Annotated in this window: 18 protein-coding genes; 5 read left to right on the top strand and 13 right to left on the bottom strand. The window is 71.0% G+C overall.

The features are described 5' to 3' along the window. Window positions 1–12: 12 nt before the first annotated feature. The 9 genes from ACFY1U_RS26370 to ACFY1U_RS26410 form a co-directional block, all read right to left on the bottom strand. Window positions 13–1,734 carry a S8 family peptidase gene (locus tag ACFY1U_RS26370; RefSeq protein ID WP_390696608.1) on the bottom strand — a complete coding sequence of 574 codons (1,722 nt, stop codon included), beginning with the start codon at window positions 1,732–1,734 and terminating at the stop codon, window positions 13–15. Between the two features lie 274 nt (window positions 1,735–2,008). Further along, entirely contained in the window at window positions 2,009–2,989 is a 981-nt protein-coding gene (locus tag ACFY1U_RS26375) for a PAC2 family protein (protein ID WP_115909161.1), read from the bottom strand. A gap of 162 nt (window positions 2,990–3,151) precedes the next feature. Continuing rightward, window positions 3,152–3,823, bottom strand: a complete 672-nt coding sequence (locus tag ACFY1U_RS26380; RefSeq protein ID WP_390696609.1) for a FadR/GntR family transcriptional regulator — start codon at window positions 3,821–3,823, stop codon at window positions 3,152–3,154. 93 nt (window positions 3,824–3,916) lie between these two features. After that, on the bottom strand, window positions 3,917–5,218 hold the full coding sequence (locus ACFY1U_RS26385) for an amidohydrolase (protein WP_390696864.1): 1,302 nt from the start codon (window positions 5,216–5,218) through the stop codon (window positions 3,917–3,919). 14 nt (window positions 5,219–5,232) lie between these two features. Further along, the gene (locus ACFY1U_RS26390) at window positions 5,233–5,985 is read right to left on the bottom strand and encodes a nucleoside phosphorylase (protein WP_390696610.1); all 753 of its coding nucleotides are present in this window, start codon (window positions 5,983–5,985) and stop codon (window positions 5,233–5,235) included. Further along, window positions 5,982–6,848 carry an ABC transporter permease gene (locus ACFY1U_RS26395; protein WP_390696611.1) on the bottom strand — a complete coding sequence of 289 codons (867 nt, stop codon included), beginning with the start codon at window positions 6,846–6,848 and terminating at the stop codon, window positions 5,982–5,984. The genes ACFY1U_RS26390 and ACFY1U_RS26395 overlap by 4 nt, the downstream gene beginning before the upstream one ends. Continuing rightward, window positions 6,848–7,900, bottom strand: a complete 1,053-nt coding sequence (locus ACFY1U_RS26400) for an ABC transporter permease (RefSeq protein WP_390696612.1) — start codon at window positions 7,898–7,900, stop codon at window positions 6,848–6,850. Before ACFY1U_RS26400 ends, ACFY1U_RS26395 begins: the two co-directional genes overlap by 1 nt. A gap of 1 nt (window position 7,901) precedes the next feature. Continuing rightward, on the bottom strand, window positions 7,902–9,458 hold the full coding sequence (locus ACFY1U_RS26405) for an ABC transporter ATP-binding protein (protein ID WP_390696613.1): 1,557 nt from the start codon (window positions 9,456–9,458) through the stop codon (window positions 7,902–7,904). Then, on the bottom strand, window positions 9,439–10,491 hold the full coding sequence (locus tag ACFY1U_RS26410; RefSeq protein ID WP_390696614.1) for a BMP family ABC transporter substrate-binding protein: 1,053 nt from the start codon (window positions 10,489–10,491) through the stop codon (window positions 9,439–9,441). The genes ACFY1U_RS26405 and ACFY1U_RS26410 overlap by 20 nt, the downstream gene beginning before the upstream one ends. A 291-nt stretch (window positions 10,492–10,782) precedes the next feature. Here ACFY1U_RS26410 and mtnA point away from each other — a divergent pair, with 291 nt between their 5' ends. Further along, window positions 10,783–11,814, top strand: coding sequence for an S-methyl-5-thioribose-1-phosphate isomerase (gene mtnA / locus ACFY1U_RS26415; RefSeq protein WP_390696615.1), 1,032 nt, complete (start codon window positions 10,783–10,785; stop codon window positions 11,812–11,814). A 37-nt stretch (window positions 11,815–11,851) separates the two neighbouring features. Here mtnA and mtnB read toward each other — a convergent pair whose 3' ends face one another. The 3 genes from mtnB to ACFY1U_RS26430 are packed head-to-tail and all read right to left on the bottom strand — an operon-like array spanning window position 11,852 to window position 13,778. Continuing rightward, window positions 11,852–12,460, bottom strand: coding sequence for a methylthioribulose 1-phosphate dehydratase (gene mtnB / locus ACFY1U_RS26420; RefSeq protein WP_390696616.1), 609 nt, complete (start codon window positions 12,458–12,460; stop codon window positions 11,852–11,854). After that, the gene (gene mtnC, locus ACFY1U_RS26425; RefSeq protein ID WP_390696617.1) at window positions 12,457–13,182 is read right to left on the bottom strand and encodes an acireductone synthase; all 726 of its coding nucleotides are present in this window, start codon (window positions 13,180–13,182) and stop codon (window positions 12,457–12,459) included. The genes mtnB and mtnC overlap by 4 nt, the downstream gene beginning before the upstream one ends. After that, a complete protein-coding gene (locus ACFY1U_RS26430) occupies window positions 13,179–13,778 on the bottom strand; it encodes an acireductone dioxygenase (protein ID WP_390696618.1) in 600 nt (199 codons plus the stop codon). The genes mtnC and ACFY1U_RS26430 overlap by 4 nt, the downstream gene beginning before the upstream one ends. A 549-nt stretch (window positions 13,779–14,327) precedes the next feature. On the opposite strand from ACFY1U_RS26430, the gene ACFY1U_RS26435 reads away from it, so the two are divergent. The 4 genes from ACFY1U_RS26435 (at window position 14,328) to mtnK (ending at window position 19,250) form a co-directional block, all read left to right on the top strand. Further along, window positions 14,328–15,425, top strand: coding sequence for a substrate-binding domain-containing protein (locus tag ACFY1U_RS26435; RefSeq protein WP_390696619.1), 1,098 nt, complete (start codon window positions 14,328–14,330; stop codon window positions 15,423–15,425). Next, window positions 15,412–16,947 (top strand): sugar ABC transporter ATP-binding protein, encoded by a 1,536-nt coding sequence (locus ACFY1U_RS26440; RefSeq protein WP_390696620.1) that lies wholly within the window; start codon window positions 15,412–15,414, stop codon window positions 16,945–16,947. The genes ACFY1U_RS26435 and ACFY1U_RS26440 overlap by 14 nt, the downstream gene beginning before the upstream one ends. 61 nt (window positions 16,948–17,008) lie before the next feature. Next, entirely contained in the window at window positions 17,009–18,055 is a 1,047-nt protein-coding gene (locus ACFY1U_RS26445; protein WP_390696621.1) for an ABC transporter permease, read from the top strand. A 22-nt stretch (window positions 18,056–18,077) separates the two neighbouring features. Beyond that, window positions 18,078–19,250 carry an S-methyl-5-thioribose kinase gene (gene mtnK, locus ACFY1U_RS26450; RefSeq protein ID WP_390696622.1) on the top strand — a complete coding sequence of 391 codons (1,173 nt, stop codon included), beginning with the start codon at window positions 18,078–18,080 and terminating at the stop codon, window positions 19,248–19,250. Window positions 19,251–19,502: 252 nt separating this feature from the next. Here mtnK and ACFY1U_RS26455 read toward each other — a convergent pair whose 3' ends face one another. Next, a complete protein-coding gene (locus ACFY1U_RS26455; protein WP_390696623.1) occupies window positions 19,503–21,119 on the bottom strand; it encodes an FAD-dependent oxidoreductase in 1,617 nt (538 codons plus the stop codon). Window positions 21,120–21,146: the final 27 nt, after the last annotated feature.

Genomic DNA, 21,146 nt, shown 5'->3' on the forward strand with positions numbered 1-21,146 from the left:
GGTTGGGATTCGTCAGCCCGTGACGACCAGGCCGACGATCTCGTCGTCCGAGAACCACACTCGGACGTCGGGCCGTCCCCCCGCGAAGGCGGAGTGCACCGCCTGGTGGATCTCCGGGGACGGGTGGTTCAGGTTCCGCCAGGCACCGGCCACGAACAGCCTCAGCCTGGGCGGGAGTTCACGGGGATAGGGCAGCAGCTCGTCCCAGTACCGTTCGGCCTGGCCCGAGCCGACCGCCTCCGGCAGCAGATGGGTGACCGCCGCCTTGATGTCGGGCCGGTTGCCGATCCGCTGCGAGGCGGGCCGGCCCGGCGCGTCCTGCTGCGGGGAGCCCGTGGCCCGCAGCACGGCGCGCGCACGCTCCGGGGACATCGGCTGCTGGCCGGCCGCCTTGAGCATGCCCTGCAGCGCGGCCAGGGCGCCGACCACCACCGGGGAGGCGGAGGAGGTCCCGGAGAACGTGTCCGTGTACCAGGCGATCTCCTCGGGGCCGCCCTGCAGGTCGCCGGGTTTGTCCCAGAAGCCGCCGGTGGTCGTGACCTCGCGGCCCCAGCCCTGGGCGTCCAGCCGGGCGCCGTAGTTGGAGAACGCGAGCCGGGAGCGGTCCGGGCCGTGGTCGCGGCCGTGCGTGCCGGGCGGCGGTGCGCCCGCGCCGACCAGGACGGCACCGGAGGAGTGGTTGGAGGGATTGAACGGGTTGCGCCACCACTCGGGGAAGTCGTCCGGGCGGCGCTCGTAGACCGCGTCGTCCAGCGACTCGGCGCCGTTGCCGGCCGCCTCGACGACGAGGACGCCCTTGGCGGTGGCGTACCGGATGGCCGCGAAGTCGTCCGGCCACCACTCTAGAGCGACATAGCCGCGCTGGTCGTCGCGCTCGGCGTACTCGAACCGCGGTCCCGGGCGGTGCAGTTCGACCAGTACGAGGTCGCCGGGGCCGAGCCGGTCGGCCGCCGCGTGGATCGCGGCCGCCGTGCCGATGCCCTGGAAGGACGCGGCCGCGGTCACCGCCTCGGGCACGATGCCGTTGACACCGTACTCATTGCGGTCGCCGCCGATCACGCCGATCACGGCGGTGCCGTGGTTGCGCCAGGCGAGATCGGTCAGCGGGGTGCCGACCACGACGCCGGCCAGCTTGGCGGCCAGGTCCTCATGGCCCAACTGCCAGGCGCCCTCGACGTCGACGACCGTCACCCCCTGCCCCGACCCACCGGGGCGCTGCCATGCCCAGTGGGCGTCTATCCCCTCCGGCGCGGGGCGCAGATAGCCCTGCCGGCTGCTGAAGTCGGGGGTGACGGGCGCCCCCTCCTTGAGCCGGCCGCTCTCCTGAGCCAGGGACGCCGGTACGGCACCGGGCTTGATGTACGCCGTCTCGACTCCCGGCAGCGCGGCGATCCGCGAGCGCAGTTCCTCCGCGCGGCTCTCGCCGCCGCGCACCCGGTAGAACATCGCGAGGTCGGGCACATGGCCCTCGCCCGGGGCGGCGGACTGCTGCAGCCGCTCCTCGCTGCCGAACAGCGGCTGAAGGGCCAGCTGTTCATCGCTGAGGAACATGTTGAGAGCGGAGACATCGGCTCCCGAGGCCGAGCGGATGCCCTCGGCCTGGGCGCGCAGCCGGGCCTCGGGACGCGCGACGACGATCAGTTCCTGCTCGGCTCCTCGATAGGTGAATCCCGCTCCGTCGGGCCCCGGCCCGGACGTTCCCGGCCCTTGCGCCGGCTGTACCTGGTCGCTCATCGGTACCGCTCCCTTCGGTCCGTGCGGGTGCGCCATCGGTGCACAACCAAGCACGGTCTCGGCGAGGCGTCCAGACCGTCTTCACCAACTCGGTTTGAAAACAAGTTGAATTGGGTAGCGTGTGCAATCCGTCCTGAAACAGAGGTCACGTAGCAAACCGGCCAAAGACTGCGGAGTTGTCGGTCATGGGACGGGGCGACAGCCATGGCGCGGGGCGGCAGAACGCAAAGAGGGCGGTGCGCAAGCTGCGCACCGCCCTCACCGGTCGACCCTGCTAGTCCTCCGACGACTCCTCGTCGTCCGGACCCGGCTTCGGTGGCTTCGGCGGCTTCGTACGACCGCTGGGGTTGTCCCGCAGATATGACGTGCTGTCGCTGCCGTCCGCGGTCGCGTGTCCGCCGCTCGACGGGCCTGAGCCGTCCCGGCGCCGCAGATAGCGCTCGAACTCGCGGGCGATCGCCTCGCCCGACGCTTCCGGCAGCTCCGCGGTGTCCCGGGCCTCCTCCAGCGTCTGCACGTACTCGGCGACCTCGCTGTCCTCGGCGGCCAGCTGGTCCACGCCGACCTGCCAGGCGCGCGCGTCCTCGGGCAGTTCGCCCAGCGGGATGCGCACGTCGATCAGGTCCTCCAGGCGGTTGAGCAGGGCCAGCGTCGCCTTCGGGTTCGGCGGCTGCGACACGTAGTGCGGCACCGCCGCCCACAGCGACACCGCCGGCACGCCCGCGTGCGTACAGGCCTCCTGCAGCACACCGACGATGCCCGTCGGGCCCTCGTACTTGGTCTCCTCCAGGTCCATGCGCTGCGCCAGGTCCGCGTCCGACGTGGTGCCGCTGATCGGGACCGGCCGGGTGTGCGGGGTGTCGCCCAGCAGGGCACCCAGCACCACCACCAGTTCCACACCCAGTTCGTGCGCGAAGCCCAGCAGCTCGTTGCAGAACGAGCGCCACCGCATCGACGGTTCGATACCTCGGACGAGTACGAGATCGCGCGGCTTCTCGCCGCCGACGCGGACCACCGACAACCTTGTCGTGGGCCATGTGATCTTGCGCACGCCCGCATCCATCCACACCGTGGGGCGGTTCACCTGGAAGTCGTAGTAGTCCTCGGCGTCCAGCGCCGCGAACACCTCGCCCTTCCACTCCCTGTCCAGATGCGCGACCGCGGTGGAGGCGGCGTCGCCGGCATCGTTCCAGCCCTCGAACGCGGCCACCATGACCGGGTCGATCAGCTCGGGAACCCCCTCGAGCTCGATCACCCAGGCCTCCTTCCGACGTGCCCTCGCTTGACCACACAACCTTACGGCGTTCCGCGGGGGCGCCCGCAGCCCCCTTGCACGGGGGAGTGAACGGATCACTGCCCCGTCCGGGGCCCTCGAACACCCATGATCGTCATCGCGGGCCCCCGCGCGGGAAGCCGCTCACAGCGTCGAGCGGAGCCACTGCTCCACGCTCGCGATGTGCACCGTCGCCCAGGACCGCGCGGCCTCCGCGTCCCGGTCGCGCAGCGCGGCCAGGATCGCGCGGTGCTCGTGCAGGGTGCGGCTGACCGCGTCCTCCTGGGTCAGGCCGCGCCAGATGCGGGCCCGGGTGGTCGGCCCCGACAGACCGTCCAGCAGCGAGCAGAGCACCGAGTTGCCGGAACTCTGCACGATGCCCCGGTGGAAGTCGAGGTCACAGGCGACCAGCTCCTCCACCGACGGGGTGTCCCCGAGCTTCTCCAACTGGGCCCACAGCGCGTCCAGTTGCTGCTCGCTGATCCTGGACGCGGCCATCGCCGTCGCGGCCGGCTCCAGGATGCGGCGCACCGCCAGGAACTCCAGCACCGTGTCGTCGCGGTGGAAGTCGACGACGAAGCTCAGCGCCTCCAGCAGCAGCTGCGGATCGAGGCTGGTCACATAGGTGCCGTCGCCCTGCCGCACATCCAGGATCCGGATCAGTGACAGGGCCCGCACTGCCTCCCGCAGGGAGTTGCGGGACAGCCCCAGCTCGGCGGCGAGTTCGCTCTCCTTGGGCAGCCGGTCGCCGGGGCGCAGCGCGCCGGAGACGATCATTCCCTTGATCTTCTCGATCGCCTCGTCGGTGACTGCCATGGGCGGCCTCCCTGTCGTTCAGACCTGTCGTTCAGACATCCGATGTATCAGGTCATTATGGGGGTTCAGTGGGCTGAACGGGGTGTCGAACGCTCAGCCCGGGGCGAGAATCTCCAGGTCGGCGAGGACGGCGCCCTCGTCGAGGGTCCTCAGGCCACGGTCCCGCATCAGCAACCGCCCGTCCACGACGGTGTCCCGTACGTCCGCCGAGTGTGCCGCGTACGCGAGCGTGGACCAGGGGTCGTGCAGCGGCCGCAGGTGCGGGGCGCCCAGGTCGAGGACGATCAGGTCGGCCCGCTTGCCCGCCTCAAGGGAGCCCAGCTGGTCGGCGAGCCCCAGCGCCCGCGCCCCTTCGATCGTCGCCATGCGTACGGCCTGCTCGGCGCCGACCGCCGTGGGGTCGCCGCCCGCTTTGTGGACCAGGGCCGCCTGCCGCACCGCCCCCAGCATGTCCAGCGTGTTGGAGCTGACGGCTCCGTCCGTGCCGAGCCCGACGGTCACCCCGGCGCCGAGCAGCCGGGGCACCGGCGCGATTCCGCACCCGAGTTTCAGGTTCGACACCGGGCAGTGCGCGACCGATGTGCCGGTGCGGGCCAGTGCCGCGATCTCGGGCCCGGTGAGGTCGACGGCGTGCGCGAGGAGCACGTCCGGGCCGAGGATGCCGAGGGAGTCGAGCAGTTCGACCGGCCGCTTTCCGTGGCGCACCTCCACGGTGGCGACCTCGGTGGCGTTCTCGGCGGCGTGGAGGTGCAGCAGCGCCCCGAACTCCCGGGCCAGGGCGGCGATGTCGGTGAGCTGGCCGGGGGAGAGGGTGTAGGCGGAGTGCGCGAAGAGGGCGGGGCGGTGGCCGGGGCGTGCCGTGCCGCGCGCCGCCAGGTCGCGGCGGGCCCAGGAGAGCCGGTCCTCGTAGGCGATGCCGTCGGCCGGGTCCGGCACGTCCATGAAGGTGGGGCCGGAGTGCAGGCGCCAGCCCGCCTCGCGGGCCGCCTGCTCGGCCGCCTCGTGGAACCAGTACATGTCGAGCGCGGAGGTGACCCCGGCTCGTATGCTCTCGGCGACGGCCAGCCGCACCGCCGCCGCCACGTTCTTCGGCGTCAGCAGCTCGGCCTCCCACTTGATCACCCGCTCCAGGAATCCCTGCAGGGTGACGTCGTCGGCGCGGCCGCGCAGCAGGGTCATCGCGAGATGGGTGTGGGTGTTGATCAGACCCGGCAGGACGAGGCAGCCCTGCGCGTCAACGGATTCCTCAGCTGTGAACCGTGTACACAGCTCTTCGGCGGGTCCCACGGCGACGATCTCGCCCTCGTGGACGGCGACCGCACCGCCGTGTACGACGGTTCCGGCGTCGTCCATGGTCAGGACGTCACCGCCGTGAACCAACAGGTCGATGTTCACAGCGTGTTCGCTGTTCACAGACCGTGCTCCTCGGCCAGCAGCCGCAGCGCTTCCAGCGACACCACCGCACCCCGCTGGACGCCCGCCGCGACGACCTCCCGATGCGGGTCGTAGACGCTGGTGCCCTCCTCGTCGACCAGCTCGTCCGCGTTCGCCCCGTCGACGACCAGCACGCCGCCCGCGACCAGCCCCCGCAGCGAGGCCGTGACCAGCAGCGCCGACAGCTCCATCTCGATGGCGGCGAGCCCGGCACCGTCGTAGGAGAAGAGGGGGATGAGCCCCGGCTGGAAGGCGGCCCGCGTCCACACGATCCCCCGGTGGTGCGGGGCGCCCGCCTCGCGTGCCGCACGCTGCAGGGCCAGCACCGCCTCGGGGGAGGAGACCGCCGGGTACTCCGGCGGCAGCAGCTGCTGCGTGACCCCGTCGTCCCGTACGGCCGCCTCCGCGACGACCAGGTCGCCGTCGCCGATGCCGGGCTTCATGGCGCCCGCCGTGCCGAACCGCAGGAGCACTCGCACGCCCGCGTCCGCGAGCTCCTGGAACAGGAGGATCGCGCCAGGACCGCCCACCCCGTGCGAGGCGACGACGACCGGCAGTCCCTTCCAGCTCCCGCTGAACACACGGTATTCGCGGTGGTACGACACCTCTTCGGCGCCGTCCAGGAGCGCGGCCACGGCGGCCGCGCGCGCCGGGTCGCCGACGACGACCGCGTGTGCCGGTAGCCCCGTGCGGGGGATGCGGGTGATGGGCAGCAGGTCCTGCGTCATGAAGCGGCTCCGGAGGAGGGACGAGTGCGGCGACGGCGGGCCGTCGTGAGGAAGAGGGCACCGAGGGTGACGACGTACGGCGCGGCGTCGGTGGCCTGCTGCGGCAGGCCGAGGCCCTGGAGCCGGAAGCCGGTCGCCTCGGCGAGACCGAACAGCAGTGCGGCGAGCAGCACGCCGACGGGCGCGGCCCGCCCGAGCATGACCGCCACCACCGCGATCCAGCCGCGGCCCGCCGTCATGTTCTCGGAGAACAACGTGACGTTCCCGAGCGCGAGTTGAGCGCCGGCGAGACCGCACAGCACACCCGAGACCAGCACCGCCGCGTACTTGTACCTGGCCGGGCTCACCCCGAGCGTCGCCGCCGCGTCCGGTGCCTCGCCGACCCCGCGCAGTCTCAGCCCCCACACGTGCCGCGACAGCATGACGGCGGCCACCGCCACCGCCACCCACGCCAGATACGCGAGCGGCGTGAAACCGCCGACCAGCGGCAGCCCGGCCAGCGACGGGTCGTCGAAGGTGCCCTGCACCCCGAAGACCGTACGCAGGAGGAAGCTGGTCAGGCCGACCGCCAGGAGATTCATGGCGATGCCCAGCACCACCGCGTCTCCGCGCAGGGTCACGGCTCCCACCGCGAGGATCAGCGAGTACGCGGCGGATGCGAGCGCCGCCGCCAGTACGCCCAGCCACGGGCTGCCGGTGAACCAGCTCGTTGCCACGGAGGTGAAGCAGCCCATCAGCATCATGCCTTCGAGGCCGATGTTGAACACGCCCGCCCGCTCGCACAGGGCGCCGCCCAGGGCGGCCAGCAGGATCGGGGTGAGCGCACGCAGCGCCGACATCAGGAGATCGGAGTCGAGGAACATCACACCGCCTCCCTGCGACGGTTGAACCACTGGCCGGGAAAGCGCAGCCGGGCCGCCAGGAACACGATCACCACGGCCTGCAGCACCTGCGTCAGCTCGCGCGGCACCTCGGTCGTCCGCTCCATCGCCAGCCCGCCGACCCGGAGGACCGCGAAGAAGAAGGACGCGACGACCGTGCCGAGGGGCGCCGCGGTCGCCAGCAGCGCGGCCGTGAGCCCGGTCCAGGTGTAGCCGGGCGCGGTGAGCGAGCCGTCGACGAAGCGGTACGGGAAGCTCAGCACCCCGATGGCGCCCACGAGCCCGGCCAGCGCCCCGGAGACCGCCAGCAACTTCAGTGTCAGGCCGCGCCGTTCCACACCCGCGTACGCGGAGAAACGCGCATTGAGTCCGGTCATCCGGATCTCGTAGCCGAAGGCGGTACGCCGGTCGGTGAACCAGTACGCGGCTGCCGCGAGCCCGACGAGGACGAGGCCCACGGTCACGGTGGAGTCGCCGAACGCGGGCAGCGCCACCCCGTCCGGCAGCGCACGGGTCTGCGGGAGGCTGGAGCCGGGCTCCTTGAGCGGATAGCGCGCCAGATAGGAGGCGAGCGACACCGCCGGGTAGCTCAGCAGAAGGCTGCTGACCAGCAGCGGAACCCCGAGATGGTTCTCGCAGAGGGCGGCCAGGACGGCGTACGCGGCGCCCGCCGCCATCCCTGCGAGGAGGGCGAGGACGACGGTGAGGGGCGCGGGCAGCGGGGAGTAGAGACCGGTGACGGCCGCGCTGATCCCGCCGAGCACCAGCTGTCCGTCACCGCCGAGGTTGATCAGCCCGGCGCGCAACGGGATCGCCAGTGCGAGGGCCATGCCGAGGACGCTGGTGGCGGTGGTGAGCGTGGAGCCGATGCCGTCGCTGCCGAGCGAGCCGGTGAGGACCGCCTCGTAGGCCGCGACCGGGTTCGCGCCGGTGCCGACGAGGAAGAGGGCGCCGACGAGGACGCCGGCGAGTACGGAGAAGGTGATGGGGGAGCGGAGGGCGCTCGACATGCGGTGGGGTATGGGCTTGCTCATGTCAGTCGACGGCCTCCACGGAGGTGGTGGTAGGTGATGTACCACTGGCCGGCACGGCTGCGCCCGCCATGGCCAGCCCCAGCGTCGGCTCGTCCGCCTCCGCCTTGCCGTACGACGCCGTGATCCGGCCCCCGTACATCACGAGCACCCGGTCCGCGAGGCCCCGGATCTCGCTCAGCTCGGCCGAGACGAGCAGGACCGCGTGGCCGGCGTCGCGGTAGGCGACCAGCTGGTCGTGGATGTTCTGGATCGCCCCGATGTCGACACCCCGGGTGGGCTGCTCGACGAGCAACAGCGGTGCGTCATGGGCGAGTTCGCGGCCGATCAGCAGCTTCTGCAGATTGCCGCCGGACAGCGCGGTGGCGGGTACGTCGGGTGTGGCAGCCTTGATGCCGAACCGCTCGACGAGCCGCTCGGCGTGGGCGCGGACGGCCGCCGGCGGCAGCAGCCCGCGGGACGACAGGCTTCTGCGGTGGTGGCCCATCGCGAGGTTGTCCCCGACGGACGCCGCCGGTGCCGTACCGACCGCATGGCGGTCCTCGGGTACGTACGCCAGTCCGCGCGTCCGGCGTTCGGCGGCCGAGGCGTGCGTGATGTCCTGCCCGGCGAGCGCGACCCGGCCCCCCGTGACCGGCCGCAGCCCGGCCAGCGCCTCGACCAGTTCGCTCTGCCCGTTCCCCGCGACGCCCGCGATGCCGACGATCTCCCCGGCGCGGACGGCGAGTTCGACCCCGTGCACGGCGTCGGTCGTCAGACCGGAGACGTCGAGGACGACCTCGCCCGGGGTGCCCGGCGCGTGGATGCGGTCCAGCTCGACGGCGCGGCCGGTCATCGCCGCCGCGATCTCCTCGGCCGAGGTCTCGGCGGTGACCAGCCGGGCCGCGACCCGGCCGTCCCGCAGCACGGTCACCCGGTCGCTTCCCTCCAGCACCTCGCGCAGCTTGTGCGTGACGAGAATGACCGAACGGCCCTGTGCGGCAAGGGACGTGAGCACGGCGAACAGCGCGTCCGCCTCGGCGGGCGTCAGCACGGCGGTCGGTTCGTCGAGGATGAGCGTACGGGCGCCGCGATGCAGCAGCTTGAGGATCTCCACGCGCTGTCTCAGCCCCACCGGCAGCTCACCGACCCGGGTGTCCGGATCGACCGCGAGGCCGTGCTCCTCGGCGAGTTCGCGCACCCGGCGGCGCGCCGCGCCCCGGTCCACCAGGCCGAAACGGCGCGGCTCGGCGGCGTACACCACGTTCTCGGCGACGGTCAGCGAGTCGAACAGCTTGAAGCTCTGGTGGACCATGCCGAGCCCGGCGGCCATGGCGTCGGACGGACTGCCGAAGTCCGCGTCCCGGCCGTCGACACGGATCGTCCCGGCATCCGGGCGCTCCATGCCGTACAGGACCGACATGAGCGTGGACTTGCCGGCGCCGTTCTCGCCCATCAGGGCGTGGATCTCGCCGCGGCGGACGGTCAGGTCGACGCGGTCGTTGGCGAGCGTGCCGGGGAACCGCTTGCTGATTCCCCGGAGTTCGACCGCGATGTCCGCGTCACTTGGCCGCGGGGTCATCGACCTTCAGCTTCCCGGCGACGATCCGGTCGCGCAGCGCCTCGACCTTCTTCAGCACGTCCTTGTGGCCGGCGATCACGCACTTCGAGGCGTCGACGCCGGCTTCCAGGCCGGTCAGGCTGATGCCGCCCTCCTTCAGGCCGTACGAAACGGTCCTGCCCGCCTTGCCGCCGAGGACCTGGTCGATGCCCTTCTCCACGGCGACATCGGTGCGCTTGATCACATTGTCGACGACCGTGCCGGGCGCCGAGGGGCACTGGTTGACGTCGACGCCGTAAGCGAACGCACCCTTGGCCTTCGCGGCCTCGAAGACGCCGTAGTTGCCGGCCGCGGCAGCCGCCATGATCTGGTCGTAGCCCTTCGAGAGCAGCGAGTTCGCCTGCTCCTTGGCGCGTGCCGAGTCGTCGAAGGGGGACTGGCCGCCGACGAAACGGGTGGACGTCTGCGACGTGGCGGCGACCTTCTTCGCACCGGCCGCGAACGGGTCGCTGTAGCGCCGGAACTGGGGCGTGTCGAGCACGTCGACCGCGCCGACCTTGCCGGACCTGCTGAGCAGACCGGCCTCGGCGCCCGCGAGATAGACCCCCTCGTGCTCCCGGAAGACCGCGCAACTGACGTTCTTGTACGTCTTCGTCGTGCACGCGTCGATCATCAGGAACTGCTGCTTCGGGTGCGCCTTGGCCTGCTGCGCCACCAGGTCGGCGAACTCGAAGCCGACCAGCACGATGACGTCCGGCTTCGCCTCCACGGCGGCCTGCACGTTCTGCTGCTGCGAGGCGGTGTCCGTGGACTCGTACACCTTCTGTGATCCGTCGTGCTGCTTCGCCGCGGCCCTCACGCCGGTGACGGCGAGCTTGAGGAACTCGTTCTGCCCGACGGCGTCCGGCGTGACCAGGGTGAAGGACGTGCCGCTGCCGCCGCTCGCGCCGACGGAGGCGTCGTTCTTCGCGGCGGCGTTGCACGCGGTGGCCGCGGTGACCAGGAGCGCGGTGGCGGCGGCGACTTGGAGGGTACGGCGGGATCTGCGGTGCATCGGGGAGACCTTCCGGGGTACGGCAGAGCACGCCCGGGCAGGGGCGTGTGAAGGGTGGACGGGGAACGCCGAGGGGGACGGGTCAGCGTCGACAGCCGTCGCCGGCGCACCGGCCGAAGTCCAGGAAGCGGCGCTTGGTGAGCAGCACGACATCCTCCTTCGTCTCGATGCGCGGACTGGGTGCTGGACTGTAACACCCGATTCCAGACACCTGCCCGATTGTCTCGAACTATGGTTCTCCCAGGTCATGTACGGTGGCCGGGACCACCGGAAGATCAGGAGTGCCCCGAAATGTCCCAGGAACTGCGCGCCGTCGACTGGACCGGAAACGGCCTCGCGCTGATCGACCAGACCCTGCTCCCGCACCGCACCGAGACCAGGAATGTCCGCGATGTGGGTGCTCTGGTGGACGCGATCCAGCGCCTCGTGGTGCGCGGCGCACCCGCGATCGGCGCGGCGGGAGCGTACGGGGTCGCCCTCGCCCTGCTGCAGGGACGGCGCGAGGGCTGGACGGACGCCGAGACCCGCGCGGCCGTCGCCCGGATACGCGAGGCCCGGCCCACTGCCGTGAACCTCATGGTGTGCGTGGACCGGGTCATGACCCGCTTCGACGAGGGCCTGGACGCGGTGCTGGAAGAGGCCGCGGCGGTACAGCGCGAGGACGTCGACGGCAACCGCGCGATGGGCGCGCACGGGGCCGACTGGCTGCTCGAAAGGACGGGCCTGGAACGGCCGTTGCGCATCCTGACCCATTGCAACACCGGCGCTCTGGCGACGGCCGGCTGGGGCACCGCCCTCGGCGTCATCCGTGAACTGCACGCCCGCGGACGCCTCGAGGTCGTCTACGCCGACGAGACACGCCCCCTCCTGCAGGGTTCCCGCCTGACCGCCTGGGAGCTGGTCCAGGAGGGCATCCCGCACTACGTCCAGGCCGACGGCGCCGCGGCCGGCACGATCCTGCGCGGCGCGGTCGACGCGGCGGTCGTGGGCGCGGACCGCATCGCCGCCAACGGCGACACCGCCAACAAGGTCGGCACCGTGGGCGTCGCCCTGGCCTGCGCCGACGCCGGCATCCCGTTCCTGGTGGCGGCCCCCACGACCACCGTCGACCTGGCCACCAAGACCGGCGACGACATCCACATCGAACTCCGCGGCGAGGCGGAGGTGCTGGAGTGGGGCGGCATACGGACGGCGCCCGCCGAGTCGCGGGGCCACAACCCGGCGTTCGACGTGACGCCGGGGCGGCTGGTGACCGGGCTGGTGACGGAGCGGGGCGTGCTGGAGGTGGCCGCCGGTCAACTGCCCGGCGACTACCTGAAGTAGAGAAAAGGGGTCCCGGCACCGGGCCCCCTTCTCCCTGTCAGCGCTCCGACAGCTCCAACTCCAGCAGCCACTCGACCACTTCGGTGTGATGCCGGGCCTGTCGCGGGTCGTCCCCCCACACGTACAGCCCGTGCCCGGCCACCACCACCGCCGGCATCCGGGGATCCCGTGCCGCCTCCAGGCGGTCCCCGAGCACCTTCATGTCCTGGCTGTTGGCGATGACGGGCAGCGTCACCTCGACGTCGTGCGCGGGCTGACCGACGCCCTTCAGCATCTCCAGGTCCTTGAAGACGACCCCGCCGGGCTCCCGCCGCCCCATGGCGACGGAGGCCACCGTGTGCACGTGCACCACCGCGCCCGCGCCGGTCAGCGCGGCCACGCGCGCGTGCAGCTCGGCCTCCGCGGACGGCTTCCCGCCCCGTACGGCCGCACCCAGACGGTCGACCAACACCACGTCCGCAGGCGTGAGTTCCCCCTTGTCGTGACCGCTGGCGGTGACCGCCAGCAGCAACGGATCGCGGGACAGCACCACGGACAGGTTGCCGGAAGTGCCTCGCATCCAGCCGAAGGAGGCGAAACGGGCGGACTCGGCGGCCAGTACCGCCCCCGCCTCCTCCAGGTCGAGTGCGCTGATGCCGTCGGTCATAGGGTGCTCCCGGAAGTACTGATGTCGATCTCGTCGAACGTCCCCGCCTGCGCGTGGTCCCCGACGCCCTGCTCGAAGTACGGCTCCCCGGACCGTCGGATCCCGACCGCCTGCCAGCCGGCCGCGCGCGCCGCGTCCAGCTCGCCCGGCCGGTCGGAGAGGAAGAGAAGACGCTTGGGCGCGACGCCGGTCGCCCGGGCGATGCGGGCGTACGACTCCGTTTCCTGCTTGGGCCCCGCGTTCTCGGTGTCGTACAAGCCCGAGACCAGCGGCAGCAGATCGCCCTGCGGGCTGGAGGCGAACCACGCCCGCTGCGCCGCCACCGACCCGGACGAGTAGACGTACAGCCGTACGCCCGCCGTGTGCCAGGCGCGCAGCGCCGGTACGACGTCGTCGTAGAAGTGCGAGACGAGGTCGCCGCGCGCGAAGCCCTCCGACCAGATGACGCCCTGGAGGGTCTTCAGGGGTGTGGCCTTGCGGTCCTCGTCGAGCCAGGCGTTCAGCGCCTTCTCGATACGGGAGGTGTCGGCGTCGGGGTCGCCGAGTTCCTCCCGCACCTGTGCCACTGCCCGCACCACGTCCGGATCACCGCTCTGCTCGGAGAGCAGTGCTCCGAAACGAGAGCGTGAGTACGGGTACAGCACGTCGACCACGAAGCCCGTGGCGCTCGTGGTGCCCTCGATGTCGAGCACCACCGCGTCCACGTCGTAGTGCAGTGTCACACCGCACCCTTGTCCGCCGCGTACCCCGCCGCGATCGTGTCGTAGTCCGGGAACCGTGACGCGATGGTGGACCCGGTGAAGTTCCCGATCCAGCCGTCCTCCTCGTGGAAGAACCGGATCGCGGTGAACGACGGCTTCGTGCCCATGTCGAACCAGTGCGTGGTGCCGCGCGGCACGCCCAGCAGGTCGCCCTTCTCGCAGAAGACGGCGTGCACCTCGCCGTTCACGTGCAGATAGAAGATGCCGGAGCCGGAGACGAAGAAGCGGACCTCGTCATCGTCGTCATGGGTGTGCTCCTGCAGGAACTTCTCGCGCGCCGCCTTCGCCTTCGCCGGGAACTCCGGGTCGTCGCTGGGGTGCAGGCCGAGGACGTCGACGGTGGTGAAGCCCTCCTCGGCGTTCAGCTTGTCGATCTCCGGGCCGTAGGCGGCGAACACGGTGTCGCTGTCGGCGTCGAAGGGGACGTCCTCGCGGATCGGCCACTGCTCGTAGCGCACACCGAGCGGCTTGAGCGCCTCGGCGATCTCGGCGGGGTCCGCGGTGCGGCGCACGAGGGTCTCGGGGCCGGACTCGGACCAGGTCGTCAGCAGGGTCATGGCAGCAACTCCAGGAGACTGAAGGGAAGTCCGGATACCGAGACAAGCACCGGACGGGCGGAGAGGAAAGGGCGATGCGGCGAAAGTGAGGGCGGACAGGGGGTCAGCCGCGACACAGCGCGCCGGGACAGCGGCGCATGCAGGGCATGAGCGGCGCGGTCGCGCATGGTGTCGTCATGGGGGCCTCACTGTGCCGGGTCGGGTGCCGGTCCGGTGATGGTAACTCCGGGGAAGGCCGCCACCCGGTGTGACGCAGTCGTTGTCTCACCTGCTGAGAAACCGCTTACATCTCTTTGACGTGTGGCTGAAAACGTTCTCATGATCTAGGCATGAAGACGCTGCTGCTCGTGCGGCGGCTGTACGTGGACTTGCTCCGGTCGACCACAGCCAGCTGTCGCTGACCCATCCGGAGCCCCGACGCGCCCTGCCCCGGCGCGAGTTCGCCACACCCCTTCGTGCGGTGGTGCATTCCTTTTCCTGCTCCGGTTCAAGCATTCCCTCTTCCCCTCCGTGTCGTTTCTGCGCCACCCCTTGCACCAGGAGCCCCTCATGTCCCGTACCCGCGTTCCCCTTGCCGCGCTCTCGCTGGCCTCCGTCTCCGCGCTCCTGCTCGCGGGCTGCTCGCAGTCCACGGACGCCTCGAAGAGCACCGGCGACACCGCCGCCTCGGCCTCCGCCGCCACCGGCAAGAAGCCCGCCCCCTTCAGCAAGGGAACGGTCAAGGTGGCCCTGGTCCGGCAGAGCGGCGCCGGCGACTACTTCGAGCAGTGGGGCAACGGCGCCAAGGCGCAGGCCAAGGCCCTCGGCATCGACCTGACCACGTACGACGCCCAGGCCGACAACGCCAAGCAGGCCACCGACCTGTCCTCGGCGATCAACTCCGGCGCTCAGGCGATCATCATCGACCACGGCTTCCCGGCCACCATCCAGCCGGAGATCGACAAGGCCGTGAAGAAGGGCATCAAGGTCGTCGTCTACGACGTCGAGACCAAGACCAAGGGTGTCGTCTCCACCGAGCAGGACGACGCGAGCATGGCCCAGGCCGTCCTCGATGTGATGGCCAAGTCGGTCGGGAAGAACGCCAAGGTCGGCTATGTGAACGTGGCCGGTTACGCCGCCCTCGACAAGCGCGACACCGTCTGGAAGAAGACGGCCGACGCGCAGGGCTGGAAGCAGGAGTTCAAGGTCGGCAAGGTCACCGACTCCACCGCCACCGACAATGTTCCGCTGGTCTCCGCCGCCCTCACCCAGCACTCCGACGTGACCGGCATCTTCGCCCCCTACGACGAACTCGCCAAGGGCACCGTCCTCGCCGTCCAGAACAAGAAGCTGCAGGACAAGGTGAAGGTGTTCGGCGCGGACGTCTCCAACGCCGACATCCAGAACATGACCGCGGCCCACAGCCCCTGGGTGGCCACCGCGGGCACCGACCCGTCCGCGGTCGGCGCCGCCGTCGTCCGTACGGCCGCCCTGGAACTGGCCGGACAGCTGAACAAGGACACGGTGTCCTTCCCCGCCGTCGCCATCACCCAGGACTTCCTGCGCAAGAACAAGATCGAGAACATGGACCAGCTGCGCGCGGCCCTGCCGGCGCTGAACCTCTCCAAGGTCAGCACCGCGGACTGGATCTCCGATGTCGCCCACTGACGCGGCGGCTGAGGATGTGCCCGCGGTCAGCCTGCGGGACGTCAGCATGGCCTTCGGCGGCAAGACGGTGCTCGCCTCCGTCTCCCTCGACATCGCCCCGGGCAGCGTGGTCGCGCTGCTCGGCGCGAACGGCGCCGGAAAGTCCACGCTGATCAAGATCCTCTCGGGCGTGCACACGGATCACGGCGGCGAGGTGCGGGTTGCAGGAGAGCCCGCGGCTCTTCAATCGCCTCTCGCCGCCCGCCAATTGGGCATCCAGACGGTGCACCAGCGCATCGGCGAGGGCATCGTGCCCGGCCTCACGGTCGCCGAGAACCTGGTCTTCGAGGAGCTGGCGCAGAAGCGCGGCAACCCCTTCCTCAACGGGAGCCGGCTGCTCGCCCGCGCCCGTGAGATCCAGGCGTCCCTCGGCCTCGACTGGAGCGACGCACTCCTCAGGAAGGACGTCACCGAACTCGGCATCTCCGACCGCCAGTTGCTGATCCTCGCCCGCGCCCTGGCCACCCGCCCCCGCCTGCTGATCCTCGACGAGCCGACCTCCGCGCTCTCCGCCGCCGAGGCGGAGCGGCTGTTCGCGCTCGTCGAGAGGATGCGGGACGAGGGCATCGCGGTCCTCTACGTCTCCCACCGCCTCGGCGAGATCGACGCACTCGCCGACCGCCTGGTCGTCCTGCGGGACGGCCGTCTCACCGACGACCAGGCCAGGCCCTTCGACTGGGACGCCGCCCTGCGCGCCATGCTGGCGCAGGCCCAGGAGGCGACCACCGCCCGCCCGGTCGCGGAAGGCGCCGAGGGGGAGGTCGTACTGTCCCTGCGAGGAGTACGCCTCTTCGAGGGGCGCGCTCCCCTCGACCTCGACATCCGCACCGGCGAAGTCACCGGCGTCGTAGGCCTGTTGGGTGCGGGAAAGACCGAACTGGCCCGCGGCCTGTTCGGCGCCGAACCCTTCACCACGGGCACCGTCGAACTGGACGGCAGGCCGTACGAGCCGCGCCGCCCCGGCGACGCCATCCGCGGCGGCGTCCACCTGGTCCCCGAGGACCGGCACGCCGACGCCCTCGTGCCCGGCTGGTCGGTGGCGCAGAACATCTCCCTGCCGTTCCTCGGGTCGCTGTCCCGGGCGGGGCTGGTCAACCGGTCGAGGGAGGACGCGCTCGGCCGCGAGACCATCGAAGCCCTGGGCGTCGTCACCCGCGACGAGCACAGCACCGTCGAGGAACTGTCCGGCGGCAACCAGCAGAAGGTCGTCGTCGGCCGCTGGCTCGCCGAGAAACCCCGCGTTCTCATCCTGGACGAGCCGTTCCGAGGCGTGGACATCGGCGCCCGCCGCGACATCGGCCGCCGGGCCCGAGCCCTGGCCGCCGAGGGCTCCGCCGTCCTCGTCCTGTCCGCCGACGTCGACGAGATCCTCGAGATCGCCGACCGGGTCGTCGTACTCGCCGCCGGGGAGATCCACCTCGACGCCTACGGCGAGGACGCGGAGCGCGACCGCGTCATCCAGACCATCGCCGTGTCCGTCTGATGCCGCCCGCCGGCCGTACGCCTCGTACGCCCGAAGGAAGCCCCGAAGGAAGCAGCACCCCATGACCACCCAGCAGAGCACCGAGGTCCCGGTGAAAGCGGCGCTCCCGCCCGCCGTGAGCACCGCCGTGCGTGTCCAGAACGCCGTCATCAAGTACGGCTTCATCTTCGTCACCGTCGCGCTCTTCCTCTACTTCGCCCTGAGCGAGGGCTCCTTCCGCGAGTCGGCGACGCTCCTGGACACGCTGCGGTACGTCTCCGTGGCCGCGATCCTCGGCCTCGGCGTCACCCTCACCATGGCCGTCGGCGGAATGGACATGTCCGTCGGCGCGGTCGCCGGCCTCGGCGTCTCCGTCGCCGCCCAGACGATGGTGGTCCACAACCAGATCGGCACCGTCGCCATCCTCGCGGTGCTGGCGGCAGGAGCACTCGCAGGCCTGCTCAACGCGCTCCTCATCGTCGTCCTGAAGATCCCCGACATGCTGGCCACCCTCGGCACCATGTTCGTGATCCAGGGCTCCAAACTCATCCTGGTCGACGGTCAGTCCATCACCCCCGGCATGACGATGTCCGACGGCTCCACCGCGCCCGGGAAGTTCACCGCGGGCTTCCTGAAGATCGACCGGGGCACGGTCCTCGGCATCCCCATCTCCGTCCTGATCTTCGGCGGCCTGACGATCGCCGCCTGGGTCTTCCTGGCCCGCACCCGCTGGGGCCGGATCCTGTACGCCATCGGAGCCAACCCGGAGGCCTCCCGCCTGGCCGGCATCCGTGTCGGCGCCTACCGGGCGCTGGCCTACGTCATCTCCGGTGTGCTCGCCTCCGTCGGCGGCCTGATCCTGGCGTCCCGCATCGGCCAGGGCGACGTCTCCGCCGGCACCTCCCAGCTGCTGGAGGCGGTCGCGGTGGCGCTGGTCGGCACGTCGGTCCTCGGCAGGGGCCGCCCGAACGTCTGGGGCACGGCCCTCGGCGCGGTCCTGATCGGCATCATCACCACCGGCCTCACGATCAAGGGCCTGCCGTACTACACGCAGGACGTCGTCGAGGGCGCGGTGCTCATCCTCGCCCTGGTCTTCAGCTTCACCCTGTCCAAGCGCCGTACCGCATAAGGAAGTTCGAGGAGTTCGCACGATGGGCTACCGCATCCTGGAGACCGAGGACATCCCCGCCTACCTGCACGAGCGCGGCCACTGGGCGGACCCGGCCGACATACGCGTCCGCGAGGTGTCGGACGGCAACATGAACCGCGTCTTCCTGGCCTCCTCCGCCGACGGCACCCACAGCCTCGCCGTCAAGCAGGCCCTGCCCTGGGTCCGCGTGGCCGGCCCGTCCTGGCCGATGAACCCGGACCGCGCCGACGCCGAGGCCCGCGCCTACGAGCAGATCGCCAGGGTCGCCCCCGACAAGATCCCCGCGGTCCACGGCTACGACCCCGAGAACTACGCCCTCGTCATGGAGGACATGTCCGACCTGGAGGTCCTGCGCACGCTCCTCAACGAGGGCGCGTCGTACGGCCCCCACACCTCCGCCCGCATCGGCGAACTCGTCGCCCAGCTCTCCTTCGCGACAAGCGACTTCGGCATGGCCTCGGTGGACCGCAAGGCGCTGATCGCCACCTCGGTCAGCCCCGAGCTCTGCAAGATCACCGAGGACGTGGTGCTGTCCGAGCCGTACATCCAGCACGAACACAACCACTGGCACGAGGGGTTGGACGACCTGGCGACGGCCTTCCGCGCCGACACCCGCCTCCGCACGGAGGTCGCCGACCTCCGCCACGCCTTCATGACCAGCGCCCAGGCCCTCCTCCACGGCGACCTGCACACCGGCAGCATCATGGTCGGCACCCGCGAAGGCACCCCGGTCGTCCGGGTCTTCGACCCCGAGTTCTCCTTCGTCGGCCCGATCGGCTTCGACCTCGGCCTGTACTGGGCCAACGCCCTGGTCTCGGAGGAACGGGCACGCGCGCTGGGCACCCTGTCCGACCACGCCGACCAACTCCGCCTCTCCTGGGAGGCCTTCGACGCGGAGTTCCGCCGCCTGTGGCCGACCCGTGTGGACACCTTCTTCGACGACGCGTATCTGGATCGGTTCCTGCGTCGCCTGTGGACGGAGGCACTGGGTTACGCCGGCACGGAAATCGTCCGCCGCATCATCGGCTTCGCCCACCTGACCGACCTGACGACCCTGCCGGACCCGGTACCGGCGTCCCGGCGTGCCCTGCTGCTGGGACGCGAACTGATCCTGCGGCGCGAGGAGTTGGCGGACGTGGCAGCCGTACGCGAACTCGTCACCTCACTGGGCTGACGGGGCGTCGAACCACTGCTTGCCGACCGCCCGGTGCTTCCCGTCGTCCTCGCGATCCGTCGGAATCCTCGGCACTGGCCTGATCACTGTCCATACGCCCATGAAAACACCCGCCACCGACAACGACGGGCGCACGCGAAAAGGGCGGCTCCGTCGGCGCGGAGTCGCCCCTCTCGCGGATCCGGTCCCCTAGGGGAGAGGGACCGGTCCCCGATCGTGCCGGCCCTGGTCAGGGAAGGGGCCGACGCGAGGTCACTTCTTGTCGAGCAGGTCCTGCACCTTGGCGCGGACCTCGTCCGTGGCGAGGCCCCGGATCGTCAGCGTCGTACGACGGCGCAGCACGTCGTCCGCCGTCTCGGCCCACTCGTTGTCCCGGGCGTACACCACCTGCGCCCAGATCTCCGGGGCGTCGGGGTGGACACGCTCGCCCAGTTCCGGGTTCTCGTTGGCGAGGCGGGCGATGTCGAAGGACAGCGAACCGTAGTGCGTGGCCAGGTGCTTGGCCGTGTCGGCGGCCATCCGCGGACCGGGCGCCGGGTTGTCGACCAACAGCCGGTGGGCGACCGCACGCGGGTTGGCGACACCCGGCAGCGGCAGCTTCTTCGGCAGCGAGGAGATGGGCTCGAAGTCGTCACCCAGGGGAGCGCCCGGCAGGGCCTCCAGCTTCTGCATCACCGTACGGCCGATGTGCCGGAAGGTGGTCCACTTGCCACCCGCGACGGACAGCATCCCGCCGCGGCCTTCGGTGACCACGGTCTCGCGCTTGGCCTTCGCCGTGTCGCCGGGGCCGCCCGGCAGCACCCGCAGACCCGCGAAGGAGTACGTGATCAGGTCACGGCTGAGCTGCTGGTCCCGGACCGAGAACGCGGCCTCGTCCAGGATCTGGGATATGTCCTTCTCGGTGACCGAGACATCCGCCGGGTCGCCCTCGAACTCCTCGTCGGTCGTGCCGAGAAGCAGCATGTCCTCCCAGGGGAGGGCGAAGGTGATGCGGTACTTGTCGATGGGCGTGGCGAGCGCGGCCTTCCACGGGGAGGTGCGCTTCAGGACCAGATGCGCGCCCTTCGACAGCCGGATCGACGGCGCGGCATTCGGGTCCTCCATACGGCGCAGGTGATCGACCCAGGGGCCGGTCGCGTTCAGCACCAGACGGGCGTTGACGCCGAACTCGTCACCCGTCGTACGGTCCTTGAGGTCCGCGCCCGTCACCCGGCCCCTGGTGAACCGGAGACCGGTCACCTCGGCGTGGTTCAGGACGACCGCGCCCGCCTCGACGGCCGCGCGGACCGTCATCAGCGCCATGCGCGCGTCGTTCATCTGGTCGTCGCCGTAGACGGCGACGGCCTTGAGGTTCTCGGTGCGCAGCTCGGGCACGTCCTGCGCCGCCTTCGCGGGGGACAGGAGGTGGCCGACGCCGTCACCGAACGCGGAGAGCGCGGAGTAGGCGAAGACGCCCGCCCCGAGCTTCGCAGCGCCGTGCGGCCCGCCCTTGTACACGGGGAGGTAGAACGTGAGCGGGTTCGCCAGATGGGGGGCCACCTGACGAGACACCGCACGGCGCTCGAAGTGGTTCTCCGCCACCAGCTTCACCGCGCCGGTCTGCAGATAGCGCAGACCGCCGTGGAGCAGCTTGGAGGAGGCGGAAGAGGTGGCGCCGGCGAAGTCGCCGGCGTCGACCAGCGCCACCCTGAGGCCGGACTGCGCGGCGTGCCAGGCGGTGGAGATGCCCAGGATGCCGCCGCCGATCACGAGGAGGTCGTACGACGCCTTGGCGAGCTGCTCCCGGGTCTCGGCGCGGCTCGGGTTGGAGCCGGAGGCCGGGCGCGTCCCCAGGGCAGGCACGGACTGCAGGGTGGGCTGACTGGTCATTTCGGGTTCTTACTCCTCATCAGAGCT

It is taken from the genome of Streptomyces sp. NPDC001351, from assembly GCF_042896045.1.
Classification (GTDB): domain Bacteria; phylum Actinomycetota; class Actinomycetes; order Streptomycetales; family Streptomycetaceae; genus Streptomyces.